Source organism: Pseudomonas pseudonitroreducens (assembly GCF_021603645.1).
Classification (GTDB): domain Bacteria; phylum Pseudomonadota; class Gammaproteobacteria; order Pseudomonadales; family Pseudomonadaceae; genus Pseudomonas; species Pseudomonas pseudonitroreducens.
The window spans coordinates 147,933-167,860 of sequence record NZ_BQHJ01000004.1 but is presented as its reverse complement, the minus strand read 5'-3'; the positions used below and the strand labels follow the sequence as shown (position 1 = coordinate 167,860).

The following is a 19,928-nucleotide window of genomic DNA, read 5'->3' as shown; positions in this document are numbered from 1 at the left end:
TTACTGCCCCCAAGAGTCGCGCAGGGTCACGGTGCGGTTGAACACCAGGGCGCCAGCCTTGGAATCCTTGGCGTCGGCGCAGAAGTAGCCCTCGCGCTCGAACTGGAAGCGGTCGTCGGCGGTGGCGCTGGCCAGCGACGGCTCGGCACGGCAGCCCTTGAGCACCACCAGGGATTCCGGGTTGATGTTGTCGAGGAAGCTGCCACCTTCTTCCGACTTCTCCGGGTTGGCGGAGCGGAACAGGCGATCGTACAGGCGCACTTCGCACTCGACGCTCTCGGCGGCCGGCACCCAGTGGATCACTCCCTTGACCTTGCGGCCCTCGGGGTTCTTGCCCAGGGTGTTCTCGTCGTAGCTGCAGCGCAGTTCGACGATGTTGCCGGCGGCATCCTTGATGGCTTCGTCGGCGCGGATCACGTAGCTGCCGCGCAGGCGCACTTCCCCGCCCGGGATCAGGCGCTTGTAGCCGGCCGGCGGGACTTCCTCGAAATCGCTGGCGTCGATGTAGATCTCGCGGCTGAACGGCAGCACGCGCACACCCATGTCCTGCTTCGGATGGCGCGGCAGTTCGAGGCTCTCGACCTGGCCTTCCGGGTAGTTGGTGATGACCACTTTCAGCGGCTTGAGCACGCACATGGCGCGGCCGGCATTGGCGTCGAGGTCGTCACGGATGGCAAACTCCAGCATGCCGATGTCTACCAGGCCGCCGGCGCGGTTCACGCCGATCATGTCGCAGAAGGCGCGGATCGACGCCGGGGTGTAGCCGCGGCGGCGGTAGCCGGAGAGGGTCGACATGCGCGGGTCGTCCCAGCCATTCACGTGGTTCTCATCCACCAACTGCTTGAGCTTGCGCTTGCTGGTGATGGTGTAGTTCAGGTTCAGGCGCGCGAATTCGTACTGGCGCGGCTGGGCCGGGACCGGCAGGTTGGCCAGGAACCACTCGTACAGCGGGCGGTGATCCTCGAACTCCAGGGTGCAGATGGAGTGGGTGATGCCCTCGATGGCGTCCGACTGACCATGGGTGAAGTCGTAGCTGGGGTAGATGCACCACTTGTCGCCCGTCTGGTGGTGATGGGCGTGGCGGATGCGATAGAGGATCGGGTCGCGCAGGTTGATGTTCGGCGAAGCCATGTCGATCTTCGCGCGCAGCGAACGGGCACCGTCCGGGAATTCGCCGGCCTTCATGCGGGCGAACAGGTCCAGGTTCTCTTCCACGGAACGATCACGGAACGGGCTGTTCTTGCCCGGCTCGGTCAGCGAGCCACGGTAGGCGCGCATTTCCTCGGCGTTGAGGTCGCAGACGAAAGCCTTGCCGGCCTTGATCAGGTCGACTGCCCAGTCGTGCAGCTGGTCGAAATAGTTGGACGCGTAGCGCACCTGGCCGGCCCACTCGAAGCCCAGCCACTTCACATCAGCCTCGATGGCGTCGATGTACTCCTGGTCTTCCTTCGCCGGGTTGGTGTCGTCGAAGCGCAGGTGGCAGTCACCGCCGAACTCCTTGGCCAGGCCGAAGTTCAGACAGATGGACTTGGCATGACCGATATGCAGGTAGCCGTTGGGCTCCGGCGGGAAGCGGGTGACGATCTTCTGGTGCTTGCCACTGTCCAGGTCGGCCTGGACGATGGGGCGCAGGAAGTTGGCGGCAACGGTGGCTTCTTTCGTATCGGCGGTAGGCTTGCTCATGGTGTCCTTGATCATTCCGTCGTTCAGCCAGGGTAGGCCGGCCAAACCAAAGCGCTTATCATAGCCGAAGCTGTCAACCCCCTGACAGGCCTTCGATTTTTCCAAAGAGCGGATTTCCCTGATGACTACCACCGTCAAACTGCAGACCAACTTCGGCGATATCACCCTTGAACTGTTCGACGACAAGGCGCCGGAAACCGTGGCCAACTTCAAGGAGTACGTTAAGGCCGGCCACTACGACAACACCGTGTTCCACCGCGTGATCAACAACTTCATGATCCAGGGCGGCGGCTTCGAACCGGGCATGAAGCAGAAGAGCACCCGCAAGTCGATCAAGAACGAAGCCAACAATGGCGTCGGCAACAAGATCGGCACCGTTGCCATGGCCCGCACCATGGAGCCGCACTCGGCCAGCGCACAGTTCTTCATCAACGTCGCCGACAACGATTTCCTCAACCACAGCGCACCGACCGTGCAGGGCTGGGGCTACTGCGTGTTCGGTGAAGTGAAGGACGGCATGGACGTGGTCAACAAGATCAAGACCGTCGCCACCACCATGCGCTCCGGCCACCAGGACGTCCCGGCCGACGACGTGATCATCGAGAAAGCCGAAATCATCGGCGAGTGAGTCGATGAGCGTCCTGTTCATCTCGGACCTGCATCTCGAAGCGGAACGCCCGGACATTACCCGGGCGTTCTTGCATTTCCTTTCCACTCGCGCCCGCACGGCGCAGGCGCTGTATATCCTCGGCGACTTCTTCGAAGCCTGGATCGGCGACGATGGCATGGACGAGTTCCAGCACTCCATCGCCCGTGCCCTGCGCGAACTGTCCGACCATGGCACGCGTATCTACCTGATGCATGGCAATCGCGACTTCCTGATCGGCCAGGCGTTCTGCCGGGAGGCCGGATGCACCCTGCTGCGCGACCCGAGCCTGATCGACCTGGGCGGCGAGAAAATCCTGCTGATGCACGGCGACAGCCTGTGCACCCTCGACGTGGCCTATATGAAGCTGCGCCGCTGGCTGCGCAACCCGCTGACGCTGTTCATCCTGCGCAACCTGCCGCTGGCAAGCCGCCACAAGCTGGCGCGCAAACTGCGCAAGGAAAGCCGCGCGCAGACGCGCATGAAGGTCAGCGAGATCGTCGACGTCACCCCGGCGGAAGTGGAGAAGATCATGCGCGACAAGGGCGTGCGCATCCTGATCCACGGCCATACCCATCGCCCCGCCGTCCACGAACTGGAGATCGACGGCCGCCCTGCGCGGCGCATCGTCCTCGGCGACTGGGACCGCCAGGGCTGGGCGCTGGAGGCCGACGAACACGGCATGCAGCAGGCGCCCTTCCCGCTCTGATCGGCAAGGCCACGCCAATGGTGGCCTTTCGATGCCGACCCCGCCGCACTATCAGACGTTTCCACTTGACCGACACCCGCGATCTTACGCAGCATCGCCGGCTCGCTCACTCAAGGAAGAAACATGCTGATCTCCAAGGGAAATCTCATCAAATTCGGCGCCGCCCCGGTGGCGATGGTCGCTGCGGGCTTCATCCTGTTCAACGGGGTCTTCTTCTATAACGAAGCCGGCTTCATGACCCACGTACGGACCATCTTCGGCGACGAGAAGATCGTTGACGACGTGGGCTACGCCACCAAGTGGTTCGGCCGCGCCACCACCTGGAAGAAGGCCATCAGCGTGCAGTCCGTGCTGGTCATGGACGACAACGACAACAACCCCGAGAACGACGGGCTTGGCGCCACCATCGAAGCCTTCCCGATCGTCTTCCTCGGCAATGTCGACGCCAAGGTCGAGTCCTCTGCACGCTTCCGCCTGCCTGGCGGCGAACAGTTCCTGAAGATGGCCCAGGAATACCGCAACCCGGACAACTTCATCCGCACTGCGCTGGTCCCGGCGATCAAGGAAACCCTGCAAGCCACGGCCTCGCTGATGACCGCCGACGATTACTACGCTGGCGCGCGCAGCGAATTCGCCGCGGAGTTCGAGAACCAGCTCAACGACGGCCTCTACCTGATCAAGCGCAAGGAAGTCCGCGGGCCGCGCGGCGCCGTACCGCACCAGACCGCGATCCTGCAGGCTGGCACCGAACAGGGCAGCTTCGGCGACAACAACGCCAGCCAGTTCGTCACCGAGAAGGTCACCGACGGCAAGGGCATCCCGGTACGCAAGCAGCAGCAGTTCCGCAAGTTCGGCGTTGAAGTGGTGGAGGCGCGCATCACCAACGTTGATCCGAACCCGCAATACAAGCAGCGCATGGTCAAGGTGCAGCAGGCACTGGCCGAGCTGGCCGTGGCTCGTCAGAACCGCCTGAAGGAAGAAGAAGAGAAACTGCTGGTCACTGCCCGCGGCGAGAAGGAAGTGGAAGCCAAACGCCAGGAAACCCTGCGCGACCAGATCGAGCGCACCACCCAGGCTGAAACCGAGAAGCAACTGGCGGTGATCAACGCCGAACGCGAGAAACAGCGCGCCGAGATCGAAAAGCAGACCGCCGAACTGCTGCGCGACAAGGCCACCGTCACCGCGCAGGCCACCAAGGTCACCGCCGATGCCGAGGCCTACGCCCGTGAAGCGGTGATCAAGGCGGACGGCGCACTGCAGCCCAAGCTCGATGCGCTGATCGCCATCAACAAGGTATGGGCCGAAGCCGCCGCCCAGGCGCCGGTGCCCAGTGTGATGATGGCCGGCGGGCAGACCAGCGCCAGCAGCCGCCAGGACGAGATCGGCCAACTAATGGGCGTGCTCGCTACCAAGGCCGCGCGCGACCTTGCACTGGACCTGAAGGTAAAAGACTGACGCCGCATCTGTAGGAGCGAGCTTGCTCGCGAACCAGCCCAGCGCCGGAGCTGCCGGAAAATCTGTTCGCGAGCAAGAACTAGGCGTCCCCCTCGCTCCTACGAAGAACCAAGAAAAAAGCGCCCTGGTGGGCGCTTTTTTTGTTGCGGGGCGCGAGTCAGGCCGCCAGCTCCGCCGGCACGCCGCTGTGAAAACGGAATTCGCTGTCCGGCGACTGGATCAGGCTGGCCTCCACCTCGCGAATCTCCGCCACCCGGCGGTCGATATCGGCGTCATCGCCGTAACGCCGCGCCAGGCTCAGGTAGCCCTGGAAATGCCGCGCCTCGGATTTCAGCAGTGAGCCGTAGAACTTCGCCAGGTCGGCATCCAGGTGGTCCACCAGCGCAGCGAAGCGTTCACAGCTGCGGCATTCGATGAAGGCGCCGACGATCAGCGTATCCACCAGCTTCTGCGGCTCGTGGTTGCGCACCACCGCGCGCAGGCCGGAAGCATAGCGCCCGGCGGAAATCGGCCGCAGCGGGATGCCGCGCTTCTTCAGGATCGCCAGCACCTGCTCATGGTGGCGCAGCTCCTCGCGAGCCAGGCGCGACATGAAGTTCACCAGTTCCTCGTGGGCGCTGTACTTGGCGATCAGGGCCAGGGCCGTGCTGGCGGCCTTGAACTCGTTGTTCTTGTGGTCGATCAGCATCACTGCCTGATCCCGCAGCGCGGCTTCCACCCACGCATCCGGCGTGGCACAACCGAGGAATTCCCTGATTTCGGACAGCATCTTCTTGCTCCAGACGACTCAGCGCACCGGCGCCTGGCTGGCCGGTGCAATAAAGGCGGAGCATTATACGGGGGCCGCCGCGCGGAACCAGCTTCCGGCGTTGATATGCCTCAACGTCATGACGGCGATATCGCGACTACAGTGGTTCCACATAAACAACGCGCACGAAGGGAGACGATCATGCAAGCCATCCGTAGCATCCTCGTAGTCGTGGACCCGGACCAGCCGGAAGGTCTCGCGCTGAAACGGGCCCGCCTGATCGCCAGCGTGACCCAGTCGCACCTGCACCTGCTGGCCTGCGAGCGGCGCGCCGATTACAGCGCCAAGCTCGAGGAAGTCGCCGAGGTGCTGCGCCAGGAAGGCTTCAGCGCTTCCAGCCGCCAGGCCTGGAAGGACAACCTGCACCAGACCATCATCGCCGAGCAGCAGGCCGAGGGCTGTGGGCTGGTGATCAAGCAGCACAGCCCGGACAACCCGCTGAAAAAGGCCCTGCTCACCCCGGACGACTGGAAGCTGCTGCGCTTCTGCCCTGCCCCGGTGCTGCTGGTTAAAACCAGCCTGCCCTGGGCCGGACGCAACATCCTCGCCGCCGTGGACGTGGGCAACAACGACATCGAGCACCGCACCCTGCATGCCGGGATTGTCAGCCACGCCTACGATATCGCCGGGCTTGCCCACGGCCAGTTGCACGTGATCAGCGCCCACCCGTCGCCGATGCTCTCAGCCGCCGACCCGACCTTCCAGCTCAGCGAGACCATCGAGGCCAAGTACCGCGAGGCGTGCAAGGCGTTCCAGGCCGAATACGGCGTGGACGACCAGCACCTGCACATCGAGGAGGGCCCGGCGGACGTGCTGATCCCTCGCGCGGCGCACAACCTCGACGCAGCAGTGACGGTGATCGGCAGCGTGGCGCGCACCGGGCTGTCCGGCGCGCTCATCGGCAACACCGCCGAAGTGGTGCTCGACTCCCTGGAAAGCGACATCCTGGTGCTCAAGCCGGACGACATCATCGCCCACCTGGAAGAAATAGCCGCCAAGCCCTGACGGATGTGAGGAACAGGGTCCTACAGAAAGCAAAAGCGCCCATCCGGGCGCTTTTTTATTAGCCAGAAGAGATCAGACCCGCGACTCCAGCCCCTCAGCCAGGAAGCTCGGCGCGATATAGCGCTCGTAATGCGCCTCGGAGAGGATGAAGAATTCCTTGTCGATGGCGTCGCGCAAGTCCGGCAGTGCCCAGCCGCGGAACTCCGGCAGCAATGCCAGGCCGTAGGCTTCCACCTGGTTGATCATCCGCGAGCCGCGGGCGATCAGTTGGTAGGCCCAGCAATAGGGCGACTGCTCGGGCACGAAGCGGATCTGCCGCTGCTCCAGCTGGCTACGCAGCAGCGGCGCATCGAAGACTTCCAGCTTGGCCATCATCACCTGCGCCAGCAGGACCTCCAGGCGGCTCAGGACCGCCCGCTTCTCCTCGTCGCCGTAGCGGTTCCAGTTCACCACTTCGTGGTGGAAACGCTTGCAGCCACGGCAGACCAGGTCGCCATAGACCGTCGAGCAGAGCCCGACACAGGGGGTTTTGATGCGTTGCGAAGACATGGCTGAACAGATAGCTGGCAAAGCGGGCATGTTAGCCCTTTGTCTAGGCAAGTTCACCCTCGGGCGCCACGCAAATCGGCTTACCAAGGCCCATTAATTCCATTAGAATGGCTGCGCCTTTTTGGCGTCATTGTCCGAAAGAAGCTGTTTTCAAAGCGTCACGAAGCACAGATTCCGGCAGCCGCGCGGTCTGGGCGCCTCCCTCAAGCGCCCAGTCCCTCACGTCCCAGGCCCCACCGGCGTAAAACTTTGAAAACAGCTTCTGCCCGGAGATCGCCGGTGCCGTCGTAGGTCAGTGGATTACCGTCCACCATGCCTGACGAATGGATCGGAGGGGTCTCCTGGATACGCGTCCTCCGGGACCACTGATGAGGGAAATACTGTGCTTGAAGCCTATCGCAAACACGTAGAAGAGCGTGCCGCCCAGGGCGTCGTGCCCCAGCCGCTGAACGCCGAACAGACCGCTGGTCTGGTCGAACTCCTGAAGAACCCGCCGGCCGGCGAAGAAGAATTTCTCCTCGACCTGATCACCAACCGCGTACCGCCGGGCGTGGACGAAGCCGCCTACGTCAAGGCCGGTTTCCTGTCCGCCGTAGCCAAGGGTGAAGCCACTTCCCCGCTGCTGTCCAAGACCCGCGCCCTCGAGCTGCTGGGCACCATGCAGGGCGGCTACAACATCGCCACCATGGTCGAGCTGCTGGACAACGCCGAGCTGGCCGAAGTCGCCGCCGCGCAACTGAAGCACACCCTGCTGATGTTCGACGCCTTCCATGACGTCGCCGAGCGCGCCAAGAAAGGCAACGCCGCCGCCAAGGCCGTGCTGCAGTCCTGGGCCGATGGCGAGTGGTTCAAGGCCCGTCCGGCCGTTGCCGAGAAGCTGACCCTGACCGTGTTCAAGGTCCCCGGCGAAACTAACACCGACGACCTGTCCCCCGCTCCGGACGCCTGGTCGCGCCCTGACATTCCGCTGCACGCCCTGGCCATGCTGAAAATGGCCCGCGACGGCATCGAGCCGGTCCAGCCGGGCTCCGTCGGTCCGCTGAAGCAGATCGAAGCCGTCAAGGCCAAGGGCTTCCCGGTTGCCTACGTCGGCGACGTGGTCGGCACCGGTTCGTCCCGCAAGTCCGCCACCAACTCGGTGCTGTGGTTCTTCGGCGACGACATCCCCTACGTTCCGAACAAGCGTGCTGGCGGCTTCTGCTTCGGCACCAAGATCGCCCCGATCTTCTACAACACCATGGAAGACGCCGGCGCCCTGCCGATCGAGTTCGACTGCACCAACCTGGCCATGGGCGACGTCATCGACGTGTACCCGTATGAAGGCAAGGTCGTGCGTCATGACAGCGGCGAAGTGGTCACCACCTTCGAGCTGAAGACCCCGGTTCTGCTGGACGAAGTCCGCGCCGGCGGCCGTATCCCGCTGATCGTTGGCCGTGGCCTGACCGAGAAGGCCCGCGCCGAGCTGGGCCTGGGTGCCTCCGACCTGTTCAAGAAGCCGGAAGCGCCGGCCGACAGCGGCAAGGGCTTCACCCTCGCGCAGAAGATGGTTGGCCGCGCCTGCGGTCTGGCCGAAGGCCAGGGCGTACGTCCGGGCACCTACTGCGAACCGAAGATGACCACCGTCGGTTCCCAGGACACCACCGGCCCGATGACCCGCGACGAGCTGAAAGACCTGGCTTGCCTGGGCTTCTCCGCCGACCTGGTAATGCAGTCCTTCTGCCACACCGCCGCTTATCCGAAGCCGATCGACGTCAAGACCCACCACACCCTGCCGGACTTCATCATGACCCGCGGCGGTGTCTCCCTGCGTCCGGGCGACGGCATCATCCACAGCTGGCTGAACCGCATGCTGCTGCCTGACACCGTCGGCACCGGCGGCGACTCGCACACCCGCTTCCCGATCGGCATCAGCTTCCCGGCCGGTTCCGGCCTGGTGGCCTTCGCCGCTGCCACCGGCGTCATGCCGCTGGACATGCCGGAATCGGTTCTGGTGCGTTTCAAGGGCAAGCTGCAACCGGGCATCACCCTGCGTGACCTGGTCCATGCAATCCCCTACTACGCGATCCAGGCTGGCCTGCTGACCGTCGAGAAGAAAGGCAAGAAGAACATCTTCTCCGGCCGCATCCTCGAGATCGAAGGTCTGAACGACCTGACCGTCGAGCAAGCCTTCGAGCTGTCCGACGCCTCCGCCGAGCGTTCGGCTGCCGGTTGCACCATCAAGCTGCCGGAAGAGGCCATCGCCGAGTACCTGAAGTCCAACATCACCCTGCTGCGCTGGATGATCGGCGAAGGCTACGGCGATGCCCGTACCCTGGAGCGTCGCGCGCAAGCGATGGAAGCCTGGCTGGCCAACCCGCAACTGCTGGAAGCCGACAAGGACGCCGAATACGCTGCAGTCATCGAGATCGACCTGGCCGACGTCAAGGAGCCGGTACTCTGCGCTCCGAACGACCCGGACGACGCTCGCCTGCTGTCCAGCGTACAAGGCCGCAAGATCGATGAAGTCTTCATCGGTTCCTGCATGACCAACATCGGTCACTTCCGCGCTGCCGGCAAACTGCTGGACAAGGTCAAGGGTGGCATTCCGACCCGTCTGTGGCTGGCTCCGCCGACCAAGATGGACGCCCACCAGCTGACCGAGGAAGGCTACTACGGCATCTACGGCAAGGCTGGCGCGCGCATGGAAATGCCGGGCTGCTCGCTGTGCATGGGTAACCAGGCTCGCGTACAGACCGGTTCGACCGTGGTCTCCACTTCGACCCGTAACTTCCCGAACCGTCTGGGCGACGCCACCGACGTGTTCCTGGCATCCGCCGAGCTGGCCGCCGTTTCCTCGATCATCGGCAAGCTGCCGACCGTCGAGGAGTACATGGCCTATGCGAAGGACATCGACAGCATGTCTGCCGATATCTACCGCTACCTGAGCTTCGACCAGATCGCCGAGTTCCGCGAAGCTGCAGCCAACGCGAAGATCCCGGCCGTCCAGGTCTGAGACTCCTAGCGTGATGAAAAGCCCCGCCCAGTGCGGGGCTTTTCTTTTGCGCAGGCCCGAAATAGAAGCTTCCAGCCCCACCCTAACAATGGGCCTAATACTTATTGAACGGTTGCGCCCTCGCCTCCCGGGTCTAAGGTGGACTTCAGGCTCCTGCCGATATCCATGCCCAGGTGCCCTTGTGGAACCCTCCAGAGGTGCGCTCCCTTCCTCTGCGCCCCGCCCTCCATGGCGGGGCTTCTTTTTTCCTGTCGCCCTGGCACAACCCTTGCTCCGCTCCTGATACCTGCGATCCAACGGCGGATCGCACCCGACAATGGCGTCGCGGCTACTTTCCTTCGATGGCAGGTGGCGCGGCGCTTTTTTGTATTGAGAGGGTGTTCAGAGGTGGAGATGATCGACAGCACCAGCGCAGCTCCGGATAGCCTGGCCTGGGTTGCCGGGTCCGATGCCCCGGAGAAGACCGCGCTCAACCTGGGCTTCATGGCCCTCACCGACTCCGCGTCGCTGGTGGTGGCCGCCACCCAGGGCTTCGGGCAGCCCTACGGCCTGACCCTCAACCTGCAGCGCCAAAGCTCCTGGGCCGGGCTACGCGAGCGCCTGCTCAGCGGTGAACTGGACGCGGCCCAGGGTCTGTACGGGCTGATCTACGACATGCAACTGGGCCTGGGCGGCGCCCCGGCGACCGACATGGCCGTGCTCATGGGCCTGTGCCAGAACGGCCAATCGATCAACCTTTCCGCCCCCTTGATGCGCGACGGCGTGACCTCTGCTGAAGCACTGCAAAGCCATGTGCGCCAGAACGGTGCGCAACTCACCCTCGCCCACACCTTCCCCACGGGCACGCACGCGATGTGGCTCTACTACTGGCTGGCCGCCCACGGCATTCATCCGCTGCAGGACGTGCGCAGCCTGGTGGTGCCGCCAGCGCAGATGGTCGAGCACCTCAGGGCCGGGCGCATCGACGGTTTCTGCGCTGGCGGCCCCTGGGGCGCGCTGGCAGTGGACCAAGGCATGGGCTTCACCCTCGCCACCAGCCAGCAGATCTGGCCGGACCACCCGGAAAAAGTGCTCGCCACTACCCGCGCGTTCGTCGAGCAATACCCCAACACCGCTCGCGCGCTGGTCATGAGCCTCCTCGATGCCAGCCGCTTCATCGAAGCCAGCACAGACAATCTGCGCAGTGCAGCGCAACTGATCAGCAACGCGGACTATGTCGACGCCCCGCTGGCCAGCATCGAGCCGCGCCTGCTCGGCCGCTATCAGGACGGCCTCGGTCACGCCTGGCAGGACGCGCACCCGCTGCGCTTCTTCAATGACGGCCAGGCCACCTATCCCTGGCTCTCCGACGGCATCTGGTTCATGACCCAGTTCCGCCGCTGGGGCCTGTTGCGCGAGGACCTCGACTACCTCGCTATCGCCCGCCAGGTCCAGCAGCTGGATCTCTACCGCGAAGCCGCCGGCGCGGTGGGTGTCAGCGTGCCGCAGGTCGAGATGCGCGCCTCGACCTTGATCGACGGCCGACTCTGGGACGGTAGCGACCCAGCCAGCTATGCCCGCAGCTTCGAGCTGAATGCCCTGGCGGAGCGAGGTTGAACATGCTGCGCGTCCTGCTGATCAATGACACCCCGAAGAAGGTCGGCCGTCTCAAGGCGGCCCTGGTGGAATGTGGCTTCGAGGTCATCGACGAGTCCGGCCTCACGGTCGACCTGGCGCAACGGGTGGAGGCCCTGCACCCCGATGTGATCCTCATCGACACCGAATCCCCCGGCCGCGACGTGCTGGAGCAAGTGGTGCTGGTCAGCCGCGACCAACCGCGTCCGATCGTCATGTTCACCGACGAGCACGACCCGCAGGTGATGCGCCAGGCCATCCGCTCCGGAGTCAGCGCCTACATAGTCGAGGGCATCCAGGCACAACGCCTGCAGCCTATCCTCGATGTCGCGATGGCTCGTTTCGAGAGCGACCAGGCCCTGCGCGCGCAACTGCAGGCGCGCGAGCAGCAACTGGCCGAGCGCAAGCGCATCGAACTGGCCAAGGGGCTGCTGATGAAGATGAAAGGCTGCGCCGAGGAAGACGCCTACACCCTGATGCGGCGCCAGGCCATGGGGCGCCAGCAGAAGCTGGTGCAGGTTGCCGAACAGATCATTGCGATGCACGAGATGCTGGGGCACTGAGCGCCGACGGCCATCTGCCAGCGGCGGCCACTCGCGATCAGAACGCCAGCCTCAAGGCTGGCCCCCGCTAGGCAGATCCTTGCCTATGCTGCGCACGCTCGGCAGATGCCGGGCCACTCGTGCCCTCCGGGGCATCGCAGTGGACACTTGCGGCTAGGCGCCCCGGTGTCCACCCGACCACGCCGCGCATGCGGCCCAGCCAGGGCATCCCCATGATCGACCTCACCACCTGGAATCTCAGCGTTCCCACCGATCCGAGACCCACCGAAGTCACCACCCAGCAGATCGCCAAAGGCTATGAAAGCCGATTTTTCCGGCGTGACGGCGGCCAGGTGGTGTTCTGGGTCCCGGTCACCGGCTCGCACACCTCCGACAGCGTATTCCCACGCAGCGAACTGCGCGAGACGACGACAGACGGAGAGGTTTCCAACTGGTACTACAACCAGGGCGACAACGAACTGCGCGTAACCATGAGCGTCCAGCAGGTGCCGTCGAAGAACAAGATCATCATCGGCCAGATCCACAGCCGCTCGCCCTATACCGGCGACGGCGAGCCCCTGGTCAAGCTGCAGTACCACTATCTGCCAACACTGCAGAGCGGGCGCCTGGAAGCCCTGGTACGCAATCACCCGGACGACAGCGCCAGTATCAATGTCCCCTTGATCGACAACATTGCCCTGGACCAGCGCTTCAACTACAGCCTGCGCGTCACCTCGGTGGGCAACCTGGCCATCCGCGTGGAGACCTCCGATGGCCGCGCCAACTACTACCGCAAGATTCTCAGCACCACCTGGTCCAAGCAATTGCTGTACTTCAAGGCCGGCGCCTATATCAACGACAACTACGGCGACAGCAGCGAAGGCGCGCGCGTGACCGTGTACCACCTGAACATGGCGCATCGCTGAAACGCCATTCGCCAGCCCGATCAGGCGCGCGGCGGGCGCAGTGCGCGTAGAATGCACGACACGCCCGCATCACCCGCCGCATTGTCATCGAGAGCGCCCATGGCCCGCCTGAAACTGGAATTCCCCGAAGAACTCTTCATCTACACCACCAAGCTCACCGTTCGCGTCACCGATATCAACGGCGCCAACCACCTGGGCAACGACTCGATGATCTCGATGATCTCCGAGGCCCGCGCACGCTTCCTGTTCGACTACGGCATTCGCGAGACCGGCATCATCGTCACCGACCTCGCCACCACCTACCGCGCCGAAGCCCACGCCCGCGACCAGTTGCTGTTCGAGGTAGGCGTCATGGACTTCAACCAGTACGGCGGCGACATCATCTTCCGCATTACCCGCCCGGCCGACGCCACCCTGGTAGCGATGGCCAAGTCGGGCTTCGTATTCTTCGACTACCAGGTCGGCGAGGTCATGCCGATCCCCGAGGCCTTCCGCGACACCTTCCCCAACGTCAACTGGGTCGCCTGACGCTCCAGTTCGGCGCGCGCCCTCCATGGGCGCGCCCCAGGATGGCCCATCACTGATCGCAGCTCATCCGGCAACACCTTGATCTGCTAAGGTTTTACCACCTTGGCCCGCACCTTGCTCAGCAACGGGCAGTGGTAGTCAACGGCGATTACCCAACCTACGACAAAGGCGTCGCATCCAACCCCGCAACTTGCGGTGGGTGGAGCGACGCCTTTTTCGTTTGCCCCGGCGCAGGGGCCCAGCAGGACCTTTCCCGAGCCCGGCGGCTGCCAATTGAGCGCCTGACCGGAGCCCTCAACCGTTGCTGATGAGGTGTTCGATGAACACGAGTTTCTGGAAAGCCGGCCATGCGCCGACCCTCTTCGCCGCCTTCCTGTATTTCGACCTGAGCTTCATGGTCTGGTATGTCCTCGGCCCGCTGGCCGTGCAGATCGCCACCGACCTGCAACTGAGCACCCAGCAGCGCGCGCTGATGGTCGCCACGCCGATTCTCTCCGGCGCCATCCTGCGCTTCCTGATGGGCCTGCTGGCCGATCGCTGGTCACCCAGGGCCGCGGGCATCCTCGGCCAGGTGATCGTCATCTGTGCGCTGTTCGGCGCCTGGCAGCTGGGTATCCACAGCCTGGAGCAGGCGCTGATCCTCGGCGTACTGCTGGGTATGGCCGGCGCCTCGTTCGCCGTAGCACTGCCGCTGGCCTCGCAATGGTATCCGCCGCAGCACCAGGGCAAGGCCATGGGCATCGCCGGCGCGGGCAACTCCGGTACGGTACTGACCGCCCTGTTCGCTCCCGCGATTGCCGCCGCCTTTGGCTGGCAGAACGTCTTCGGCTTCGCGCTGATCCCGCTGCTGGCGACCCTTGCGGTGTTCGCCCTGCTCGCCCGCAACGCCCCACAGCGCCCACCGGCCAAGTCCCTGGCTGACTATCTGAAAGCCCTGGGCGACCGCGACAGCTGGTGGTTCATGTTCTTCTACAGCGTGACCTTCGGCGGCTTCCTCGGCCTGGCCAGCACCCTACCCGGCTACTTCCACGATCAGTACGGGCTGGACCCAGTGCAAGCCGGCTACTACACCGCCGCCTGCGTCTTCGCCGGCAGCCTGATGCGCCCGCTGGGCGGTGCCCTGGCCGACCGCATCGGTGGCATCCGCAGCTTGCTGGTGATGTACACCGTCGCCGCGATCTGCATTGCCGCGGTGGGCTTCCACCTGCCCAGTGCAATGGCCGCGCTCAGCCTCTTCGTGGTGGCCATGCTCAGCCTGGGCGCAGGTAACGGCGCGGTGTTCCAACTGGTGCCGCAGCGCTTCCGCCAGACCATCGGCGTGATGACCGGCCTGATCGGCATGGCCGGCGGCATTGGCGGTTTCTGCCTGACGGCAGGCCTGGGCGCGATCAAGCAGGCCACCGGCGACTACCAGATTGGCCTCTGGCTGTTCGCCAGCCTCGGCGTGCTGGCCTGGTTCGGCCTGCACGCGGTGAAAGCGCGCTGGCGCACCACCTGGGGCAGCGCCGCCGTTACCGCGGCACGGGTCTGAACCATGCGCCCTTGTAGGAGCGAGCTTGCTCGCGAACCGCTTAACGCCGGAGTCGCCGGGAAATCCGTTCGCGAGGCCGATTTTGTTCCCGACAACATTCGGCATTCCCCACATCCCTGTGGGTCACAAGCTCGCTCCTACCGGTGTCGGCGATGACTTTGCGGATTTCCTTCGCCCAGGCCAGCGCCACCGGCCCGCGCGCCGAGAACCAGGACGCCCTGCGGGTCGTCACCCCGCCCGCCGGGCTGGCCGCCAGCAAGGGGCACCTGTTCGCCATCGCCGACGGCGTCAGCCACTGCGCCGACGGCGGCCTGGCCGCGCGCCTGAGCCTGCAGGCGCTGGCCGCCGACTACTACACCACTCCCGAGACCTGGGCCGTCGCCCAGGCTCTCGACCGCCTGCTGATCTCGCAGAATCGCTGGCTGCAGGCCAACGGTGGCGGCCAGCCGCTGCTCACCACCCTTACTGCACTGGTCCTGCGCGGCCGGCGCTTCACCCTCGCGCATGTCGGTGATTGCCGCCTGTACCGCTGGCACGCAGGCGTTCTGGATTGCCTGACCCAGGATCATGTCTGGGAACAGCCCGGCATGCAGCACGTACTCAAGCGCGCCCTGGGCCTCGACCAGCACCTGGTGGTGGACTACTGCGACGGCGAACTGGCAGCCGGGCAACGCTTTCTGCTGCTCAGCGACGGCATCTGGGCCGCCCTGGGTGACAGTGCCATCCGGCGCCTGCTGGAGGATGCGCAGTCCCTGCAGAGTTGTGCCGACGCCCTGGTCAGCGCCGCCCACCTGGCCGGCAGCCAGGACAACGCCAGCGCCCTGTTGCTGCGGGTGGACGAGCTACCACCGGCGAGCCTCGGCGACACCCTCGCCCAGCTCGACCACTGGCCCGCACCACCGGCGCTACGGGACGAACAGGAGTTCGAGGGATGGCGGGTCGCAGGCAAACTGGCCCAATCCCGCCAGTCGCTGGTCTACCGCGTGCACGACCGGCAGAATCGCCCCTGGCTGCTGAAGACCCTGCCCCCGGCGCTGCGCGATTCTCCGGAAGCCGCCCAGGCGCTGCTGCTGGAAGAATGGTTCCTGCGCCGCGTGCAGGGCCGTTACTTCCCTGAACTGCACAGCCTGCCGCAGCGCCAGCACCTCTATTACGTGATGCGCGAATACCAAGGGCTGGCACTGGACGAGCAACTGAAGCTCAACGGCCCACTGAACCTGCCCGACTGGCTGGACCTTGCCCCGCGTCTGCTGCGCGGCCTTGGGCAATTGCACCGGCGCAACATCCTGCACCGCGACATCAAGCCGGAAAACCTGCACTGGGCCGACGACGGCGAACTGCGCCTGCTGGACTTCGGCCTGGCCTACTGCCCCGGACTGTCACAGGAAGACCCGCACGACCTGCCCGGCACCCCGAGCTACCTGGCGCCGGAATCCTTCCAGGGCGCAGCGCCGGACGCCCGCCAGGACCTCTACGCGGCCGGCGTCACGCTGTACCGCCTGCTCTGCGGGCACTACCCCTATGGCGAAATCGAAGCCTTCCAGCATCCGCGCTTTGGCACAGCCGCACCGGCCAGCCGCTACCGTCCGGAGGTGCCAGCCTGGCTCGACGACTGGCTGGCAAAACTGACGGCGGCCCAGCCGCAACAACGCTTCGAGACTGCGGAGGAATGCCTGCTCGCCCTGGAACAAGGCGAGCGGCAGGCCCCGGCGCGCCCACGTCCCCTGCTGGAGCGTGAGCCGCTGCGGGTCTGGCGTGGCGTTGCCCTGGCATCCCTGACCATCAACCTCGGCCTGCTGTTCTGGCTCCTGCACCACGGCTGAGGCCGCACCAGATCGGTTCGAGGCGCCTCACCACAGTGCACGCGCCCGCGCGGAAAGCTCCCCCGGTTAGGCCGCAAGCCCGGTAAATCCGAGCTACCGACAAGTTGGCACAGCCCCTGCAACAACCCGTTCAACAATCTACAAAAGCGCGTCCCTCAACGAAGAGGTTCGCACTTCCCGATCGATCGGGACTTGGACAAAGGCGTCCTCGCTGGGTAACCGGCGGGACGCCTTTTTTGTTTTCCGTGTTTCAGCTTTGCGTGACGGAGCCCTGACATGAAAAAGCTCAAGCTCGTACTGATCGGCAACGGCATGGCCGGCGTGCGCACCCTCGAAGAACTGCTGAAGATCGCGCCCGACCTCTATGACATCACCGTATTCGGCGCCGAGCCCCATCCCAATTACAACCGCATCCTGCTCTCTCCCGTGCTGGCCGGCGAACAGGCCTTCGAAGACATCATCCTCAACGACCTCAACTGGTACAGCGAGAACGGCATCCGCCTGCTGCTCAATCGCAAGGTCACGCGCATCGACCGTCACCGCCGCAAGGTCTACGCCGAAGATGGCAGCGAAGCCGAATACGACCGTCTGCTGATCGCCACCGGCTCCAACCCCTTCATCCTGCCAGTGCCGGGCAGCCGCCTGCAGGGCGTGATCGGCTATCGCGACATCGCCGACACCCAGACCATGATCGACACCGCTGGCAACCACAGCCACGCCGTGGTCATCGGCGGCGGCCTGCTCGGCCTGGAAGCGGCCAACGGCCTCAAGCAGCGCGGCATGGACGTTACCGTGGTGCACCTCTCCGACTGGCTGCTGGAGCGCCAACTGGACCGCACCGCCGGCAAATTGCTGCAGGAAGCGCTGGAGTCGCGCGGCATCCACTTCCGCCTGAACACCCACACCGAAGAGCTGATCGACGACGGCAGCGGCCGCGTCTGCGCCATCCGCTTCAAGGACGGCGAAGTGATTGCCGCCGACCTGGTGGTGATGGCCGCCGGTATCCGCCCCAACACCGAACTGGCGGAAAAGACCGGCTTGCCCTGCAACCGCGGCATCCTGGTCAACGACACCCTGCAGACCTACGACCCGCGCATCTACGCCCTGGGCGAATGCGCCAGCCATCGCGGCATCGCCTACGGCCTGGTGGCGCCGCTGTTCGAGCAGGCCAAGGTCTGCGCCAATCACCTGGCCATGCTCGGCTTCGCCCGCTACCAGGGCTCGGTGACTTCCACCAAGCTCAAGGTCACCGGCATCGACCTGTTCTCCGCCGGCCAGTTCATGGGCGGTGAGGGCACCGAGACCATCACCCTCTCCGACCCCATCGGCGGCGTGTACAAGAAACTGGTGATCAAGGACGACGTGCTGGTCGGCGCCTGTCTCTACGGCGATACCGCCGACGGTGGCTGGTACTTCCGGCAGATCCGCGAGAACCACAACGTCGCCGAAATCCGCGATCACCTGATGTTCGGCGAGAGCAGCATTGGCGACGTCGGCCACCAGGGCCAGAGCAGCGCGGCAAACATGCCCGACAGCGCCGAAGTCTGCGGCTGCAACGGCGTGTGCAAGGGCACCATCGTCAAGGCGATCCAGGAGAACGGCCTGTTCAGCGTCGACGAGGTGAAGAAGCACACCAAGGCCGCCAGCTCCTGCGGCTCCTGCGCCGGCCTGGTGGAGCAGATCCTGATCAGCACCGTGGGCGGCGCAGCGGACGTGAAGCCCAAGAGCGAGAAAGCCATCTGCGGCTGCAGCGATCTCAACCACGGCCAGGTGCGCCAGGCGATTCGAGACCATCACCTGGTCACCCTGGGCAGTGCCATGCGCTTCATGGACTGGCGCACCGCGGACGGCTGCGCTACCTGCCGCCCGGCGCTGAACTACTACCTGATCTCCACCTGGCCGGGCGAAGCCAAGGACGACCCACAGTCGCGCCTGATCAACGAACGCGCCCACGCCAACATCCAGAAGGACGGCACTTACTCGGTAGTCCCGCGCATGTGGGGCGGCGTCACCAACGCCGCCGAACTGCGGCGTATCGCCGACGTTGCCGACAAGTACCAGGTGCCCATGGTCAAGGTCACCGGCGGCCAGCGCATCGACCTGCTGGGCGTGAAAAAGGACGATCTTCCGGCCATCTGGAAGGAGCTGGACATGCCTTCCGGCCACGCCTACGGCAAGTCCATCCGTACCGTGAAGACCTGCGTCGGCAGCGAGTTCTGCCGCTTCGGCACGCAGAACTCGACGCAGTTGGGTATCGACCTCGAGCACGACCTGTTCAACATGTGGTCGCCACACAAGGTCAAGCTGGCCGTCTCCGGCTGCCCGCGCAACTGCGCCGAGGCTGGCATCAAGGACATCGGCATCATCGGCGTGGATTCGGGCTGGGAGCTGTACATCGGCGGCAACGGCGGGATCAAGACCGAGGTGGCGGAATTCTTCGTCAAGCTCAAGACCTCCGATGAAGTCCGCGAGTACAGCGGCGCCTTCCTCCAGCTCTACCGCGAGGAAGCCTTCTACCTCGAACGCACCGTGCACTACCTGCAACGGGTCGGCATGGAGCGCATCAGGAAAGCCGTGCTGGAAGATGCGGAGAACCGCCAGGCACTCAACGCGCGACTGCAGTTCTCCCTGTCGCTGGAACAGGACCCATGGCAGGAGCGCATCGCCCAGCGGCCGCTGAAGAAGGAATTCGAACGGATTCCCCTCAAGCAGCTGGAACCCGCCTGAGCGCCCGCCGGGCCCCGCCATCGGGGCCCCTATTACCCGATAGCCGGAGACACCCCATGAACTGGTTCGACATCTGCGCCCTGGACGACATCAACCCGCTGGGCTCGCGAATCATCGCCGGCCCCAAGGGCGACATCGCGATCTTCCGCACCTCAGAGGACGAGGTCTTTGCCCTCGACGACCGCTGTCCACACAAGGGCGGCCCGCTGTCCCAGGGGCTGATCTACGGCAAGCGCGTGGCCTGCCCGCTGCATAACTGGCAGATCGAACTGGCCAGCGGCGAAGCCGTGGCCCCCGACCAGGGCTGCGCCCATCGCCACGAGGTGAAGGTTGCGGATGGCCGGGTGCTGCTGGCCCTGCGCGACAACCTCGCCCGCTGCATTTGATTCC

The 19,928-nt window shown here is 64.8% G+C and carries 16 protein-coding genes; 13 read left to right on the top strand and 3 right to left on the bottom strand.

Features of this window, described 5'->3' with window-relative positions; translation table 11 throughout:
- Complete coding sequence (locus tag L6D89_RS11345) at nt 1-1,683, bottom strand: glutamine--tRNA ligase/YqeY domain fusion protein (RefSeq protein ID WP_236199747.1); 1,683 nt, start codon at nt 1,681-1,683, stop codon at nt 1-3.
- Nucleotides 1,684-1,804: 121 nt separating this feature from the next.
- Here L6D89_RS11345 and L6D89_RS11340 point away from each other — a divergent pair, with 121 nt between their 5' ends.
- The 3 genes from L6D89_RS11340 to L6D89_RS11330 all read left to right on the top strand — a co-directional run bounded on the left by L6D89_RS11340 (nt 1,805) and on the right by L6D89_RS11330 (nt 4,493).
- Nucleotides 1,805-2,311, top strand: coding sequence for a peptidylprolyl isomerase (locus L6D89_RS11340; RefSeq protein WP_024765728.1), 507 nt, complete (start codon nt 1,805-1,807; stop codon nt 2,309-2,311).
- Between the two features lie 4 nt (nt 2,312-2,315).
- The gene (gene lpxH, locus L6D89_RS11335; protein ID WP_236199746.1) at nt 2,316-3,038 is read left to right on the top strand and encodes a UDP-2,3-diacylglucosamine diphosphatase; all 723 of its coding nucleotides are present in this window, start codon (nt 2,316-2,318) and stop codon (nt 3,036-3,038) included.
- Nucleotides 3,039-3,161: 123 nt separating this feature from the next.
- Entirely contained in the window at nt 3,162-4,493 is a 1,332-nt protein-coding gene (locus tag L6D89_RS11330; RefSeq protein ID WP_236199745.1) for an SPFH domain-containing protein, read from the top strand.
- A gap of 157 nt (nt 4,494-4,650) precedes the next feature.
- Here the strand turns inward: L6D89_RS11330 and L6D89_RS11325 are convergent, their stop codons facing one another.
- On the bottom strand, nt 4,651-5,262 hold the full coding sequence (locus L6D89_RS11325) for a MiaE family protein (protein ID WP_236175174.1): 612 nt from the start codon (nt 5,260-5,262) through the stop codon (nt 4,651-4,653).
- A gap of 180 nt (nt 5,263-5,442) precedes the next feature.
- Between L6D89_RS11325 and L6D89_RS11320 the strand changes: the two genes are divergently transcribed.
- Nucleotides 5,443-6,306, top strand: a complete 864-nt coding sequence (locus L6D89_RS11320; protein ID WP_236199744.1) for a universal stress protein — start codon at nt 5,443-5,445, stop codon at nt 6,304-6,306.
- A gap of 72 nt (nt 6,307-6,378) precedes the next feature.
- Here the strand turns inward: L6D89_RS11320 and L6D89_RS11315 are convergent, their stop codons facing one another.
- The gene (locus L6D89_RS11315; protein WP_236175176.1) at nt 6,379-6,855 is read right to left on the bottom strand and encodes a DUF1289 domain-containing protein; all 477 of its coding nucleotides are present in this window, start codon (nt 6,853-6,855) and stop codon (nt 6,379-6,381) included.
- A 382-nt stretch (nt 6,856-7,237) separates the two neighbouring features.
- Here L6D89_RS11315 and acnB point away from each other — a divergent pair, with 382 nt between their 5' ends.
- The 9 genes from acnB to nirD all read left to right on the top strand — a co-directional run bounded on the left by acnB (nt 7,238) and on the right by nirD (nt 19,924).
- The gene (acnB, locus tag L6D89_RS11310; RefSeq protein WP_236199743.1) at nt 7,238-9,847 is read left to right on the top strand and encodes a bifunctional aconitate hydratase 2/2-methylisocitrate dehydratase; all 2,610 of its coding nucleotides are present in this window, start codon (nt 7,238-7,240) and stop codon (nt 9,845-9,847) included.
- Between the two features lie 393 nt (nt 9,848-10,240).
- Complete coding sequence (locus tag L6D89_RS11305; RefSeq protein WP_236199742.1) at nt 10,241-11,443, top strand: CmpA/NrtA family ABC transporter substrate-binding protein; 1,203 nt, start codon at nt 10,241-10,243, stop codon at nt 11,441-11,443.
- A gap of 2 nt (nt 11,444-11,445) precedes the next feature.
- Entirely contained in the window at nt 11,446-12,024 is a 579-nt protein-coding gene (locus L6D89_RS11300) for an ANTAR domain-containing response regulator (RefSeq protein WP_236175179.1), read from the top strand.
- Nucleotides 12,025-12,236: 212 nt separating this feature from the next.
- Nucleotides 12,237-12,929 carry a polysaccharide lyase family 7 protein gene (locus tag L6D89_RS11295; protein ID WP_236199741.1) on the top strand — a complete coding sequence of 231 codons (693 nt, stop codon included), beginning with the start codon at nt 12,237-12,239 and terminating at the stop codon, nt 12,927-12,929.
- A gap of 99 nt (nt 12,930-13,028) precedes the next feature.
- Entirely contained in the window at nt 13,029-13,457 is a 429-nt protein-coding gene (locus L6D89_RS11290) for a thioesterase family protein (RefSeq protein WP_236199740.1), read from the top strand.
- A gap of 319 nt (nt 13,458-13,776) precedes the next feature.
- Nucleotides 13,777-14,988: an MFS transporter gene (locus tag L6D89_RS11285; protein ID WP_236199739.1), complete on the top strand. Its 1,212-nt coding sequence runs from the start codon at nt 13,777-13,779 to the stop codon at nt 14,986-14,988.
- 152 nt (nt 14,989-15,140) lie between these two features.
- The gene (locus L6D89_RS11280) at nt 15,141-16,811 is read left to right on the top strand and encodes a bifunctional protein-serine/threonine kinase/phosphatase (protein WP_236199738.1); all 1,671 of its coding nucleotides are present in this window, start codon (nt 15,141-15,143) and stop codon (nt 16,809-16,811) included.
- A 276-nt stretch (nt 16,812-17,087) separates the two neighbouring features.
- Complete coding sequence (gene nirB / locus L6D89_RS11275; protein WP_236199737.1) at nt 17,088-19,538, top strand: nitrite reductase large subunit NirB; 2,451 nt, start codon at nt 17,088-17,090, stop codon at nt 19,536-19,538.
- A 56-nt stretch (nt 19,539-19,594) separates the two neighbouring features.
- Nucleotides 19,595-19,924 carry a nitrite reductase small subunit NirD gene (gene nirD, locus L6D89_RS11270; protein WP_236199736.1) on the top strand — a complete coding sequence of 110 codons (330 nt, stop codon included), beginning with the start codon at nt 19,595-19,597 and terminating at the stop codon, nt 19,922-19,924.
- Nucleotides 19,925-19,928 lie beyond the last annotated feature (4 nt).

What these genes read in the sequence shown, in the direction of transcription:
- nirD (WP_236199736.1), top strand. Translation starts at nt 19,595, where the DNA reads ATGAACTGGTTCGACATCTGCGCCCTGGACGACATCAACCCGCTGGGC.
- L6D89_RS11345 (WP_236199747.1), bottom strand. Translation starts at nt 1,683, where the DNA reads ATGAGCAAGCCTACCGCCGATACGAAAGAAGCCACCGTTGCCGCCAAC.
- L6D89_RS11300 (WP_236175179.1), top strand. Translation starts at nt 11,446, where the DNA reads ATGCTGCGCGTCCTGCTGATCAATGACACCCCGAAGAAGGTCGGCCGT.
- L6D89_RS11295 (WP_236199741.1), top strand. Translation starts at nt 12,237, where the DNA reads ATGATCGACCTCACCACCTGGAATCTCAGCGTTCCCACCGATCCGAGA.
- L6D89_RS11315 (WP_236175176.1), bottom strand. Translation starts at nt 6,855, where the DNA reads ATGTCTTCGCAACGCATCAAAACCCCCTGTGTCGGGCTCTGCTCGACG.
- L6D89_RS11280 (WP_236199738.1), top strand. Translation starts at nt 15,141, where the DNA reads ATGACTTTGCGGATTTCCTTCGCCCAGGCCAGCGCCACCGGCCCGCGC.
- lpxH (WP_236199746.1), top strand. Translation starts at nt 2,316, where the DNA reads ATGAGCGTCCTGTTCATCTCGGACCTGCATCTCGAAGCGGAACGCCCG.
- L6D89_RS11305 (WP_236199742.1), top strand. Translation starts at nt 10,241, where the DNA reads ATGATCGACAGCACCAGCGCAGCTCCGGATAGCCTGGCCTGGGTTGCC.
- L6D89_RS11330 (WP_236199745.1), top strand. Translation starts at nt 3,162, where the DNA reads ATGCTGATCTCCAAGGGAAATCTCATCAAATTCGGCGCCGCCCCGGTG.
- L6D89_RS11340 (WP_024765728.1), top strand. Translation starts at nt 1,805, where the DNA reads ATGACTACCACCGTCAAACTGCAGACCAACTTCGGCGATATCACCCTT.
- L6D89_RS11290 (WP_236199740.1), top strand. Translation starts at nt 13,029, where the DNA reads ATGGCCCGCCTGAAACTGGAATTCCCCGAAGAACTCTTCATCTACACC.
- L6D89_RS11325 (WP_236175174.1), bottom strand. Translation starts at nt 5,262, where the DNA reads ATGCTGTCCGAAATCAGGGAATTCCTCGGTTGTGCCACGCCGGATGCG.
- L6D89_RS11285 (WP_236199739.1), top strand. Translation starts at nt 13,777, where the DNA reads ATGAACACGAGTTTCTGGAAAGCCGGCCATGCGCCGACCCTCTTCGCC.
- L6D89_RS11320 (WP_236199744.1), top strand. Translation starts at nt 5,443, where the DNA reads ATGCAAGCCATCCGTAGCATCCTCGTAGTCGTGGACCCGGACCAGCCG.
- nirB (WP_236199737.1), top strand. Translation starts at nt 17,088, where the DNA reads ATGAAAAAGCTCAAGCTCGTACTGATCGGCAACGGCATGGCCGGCGTG.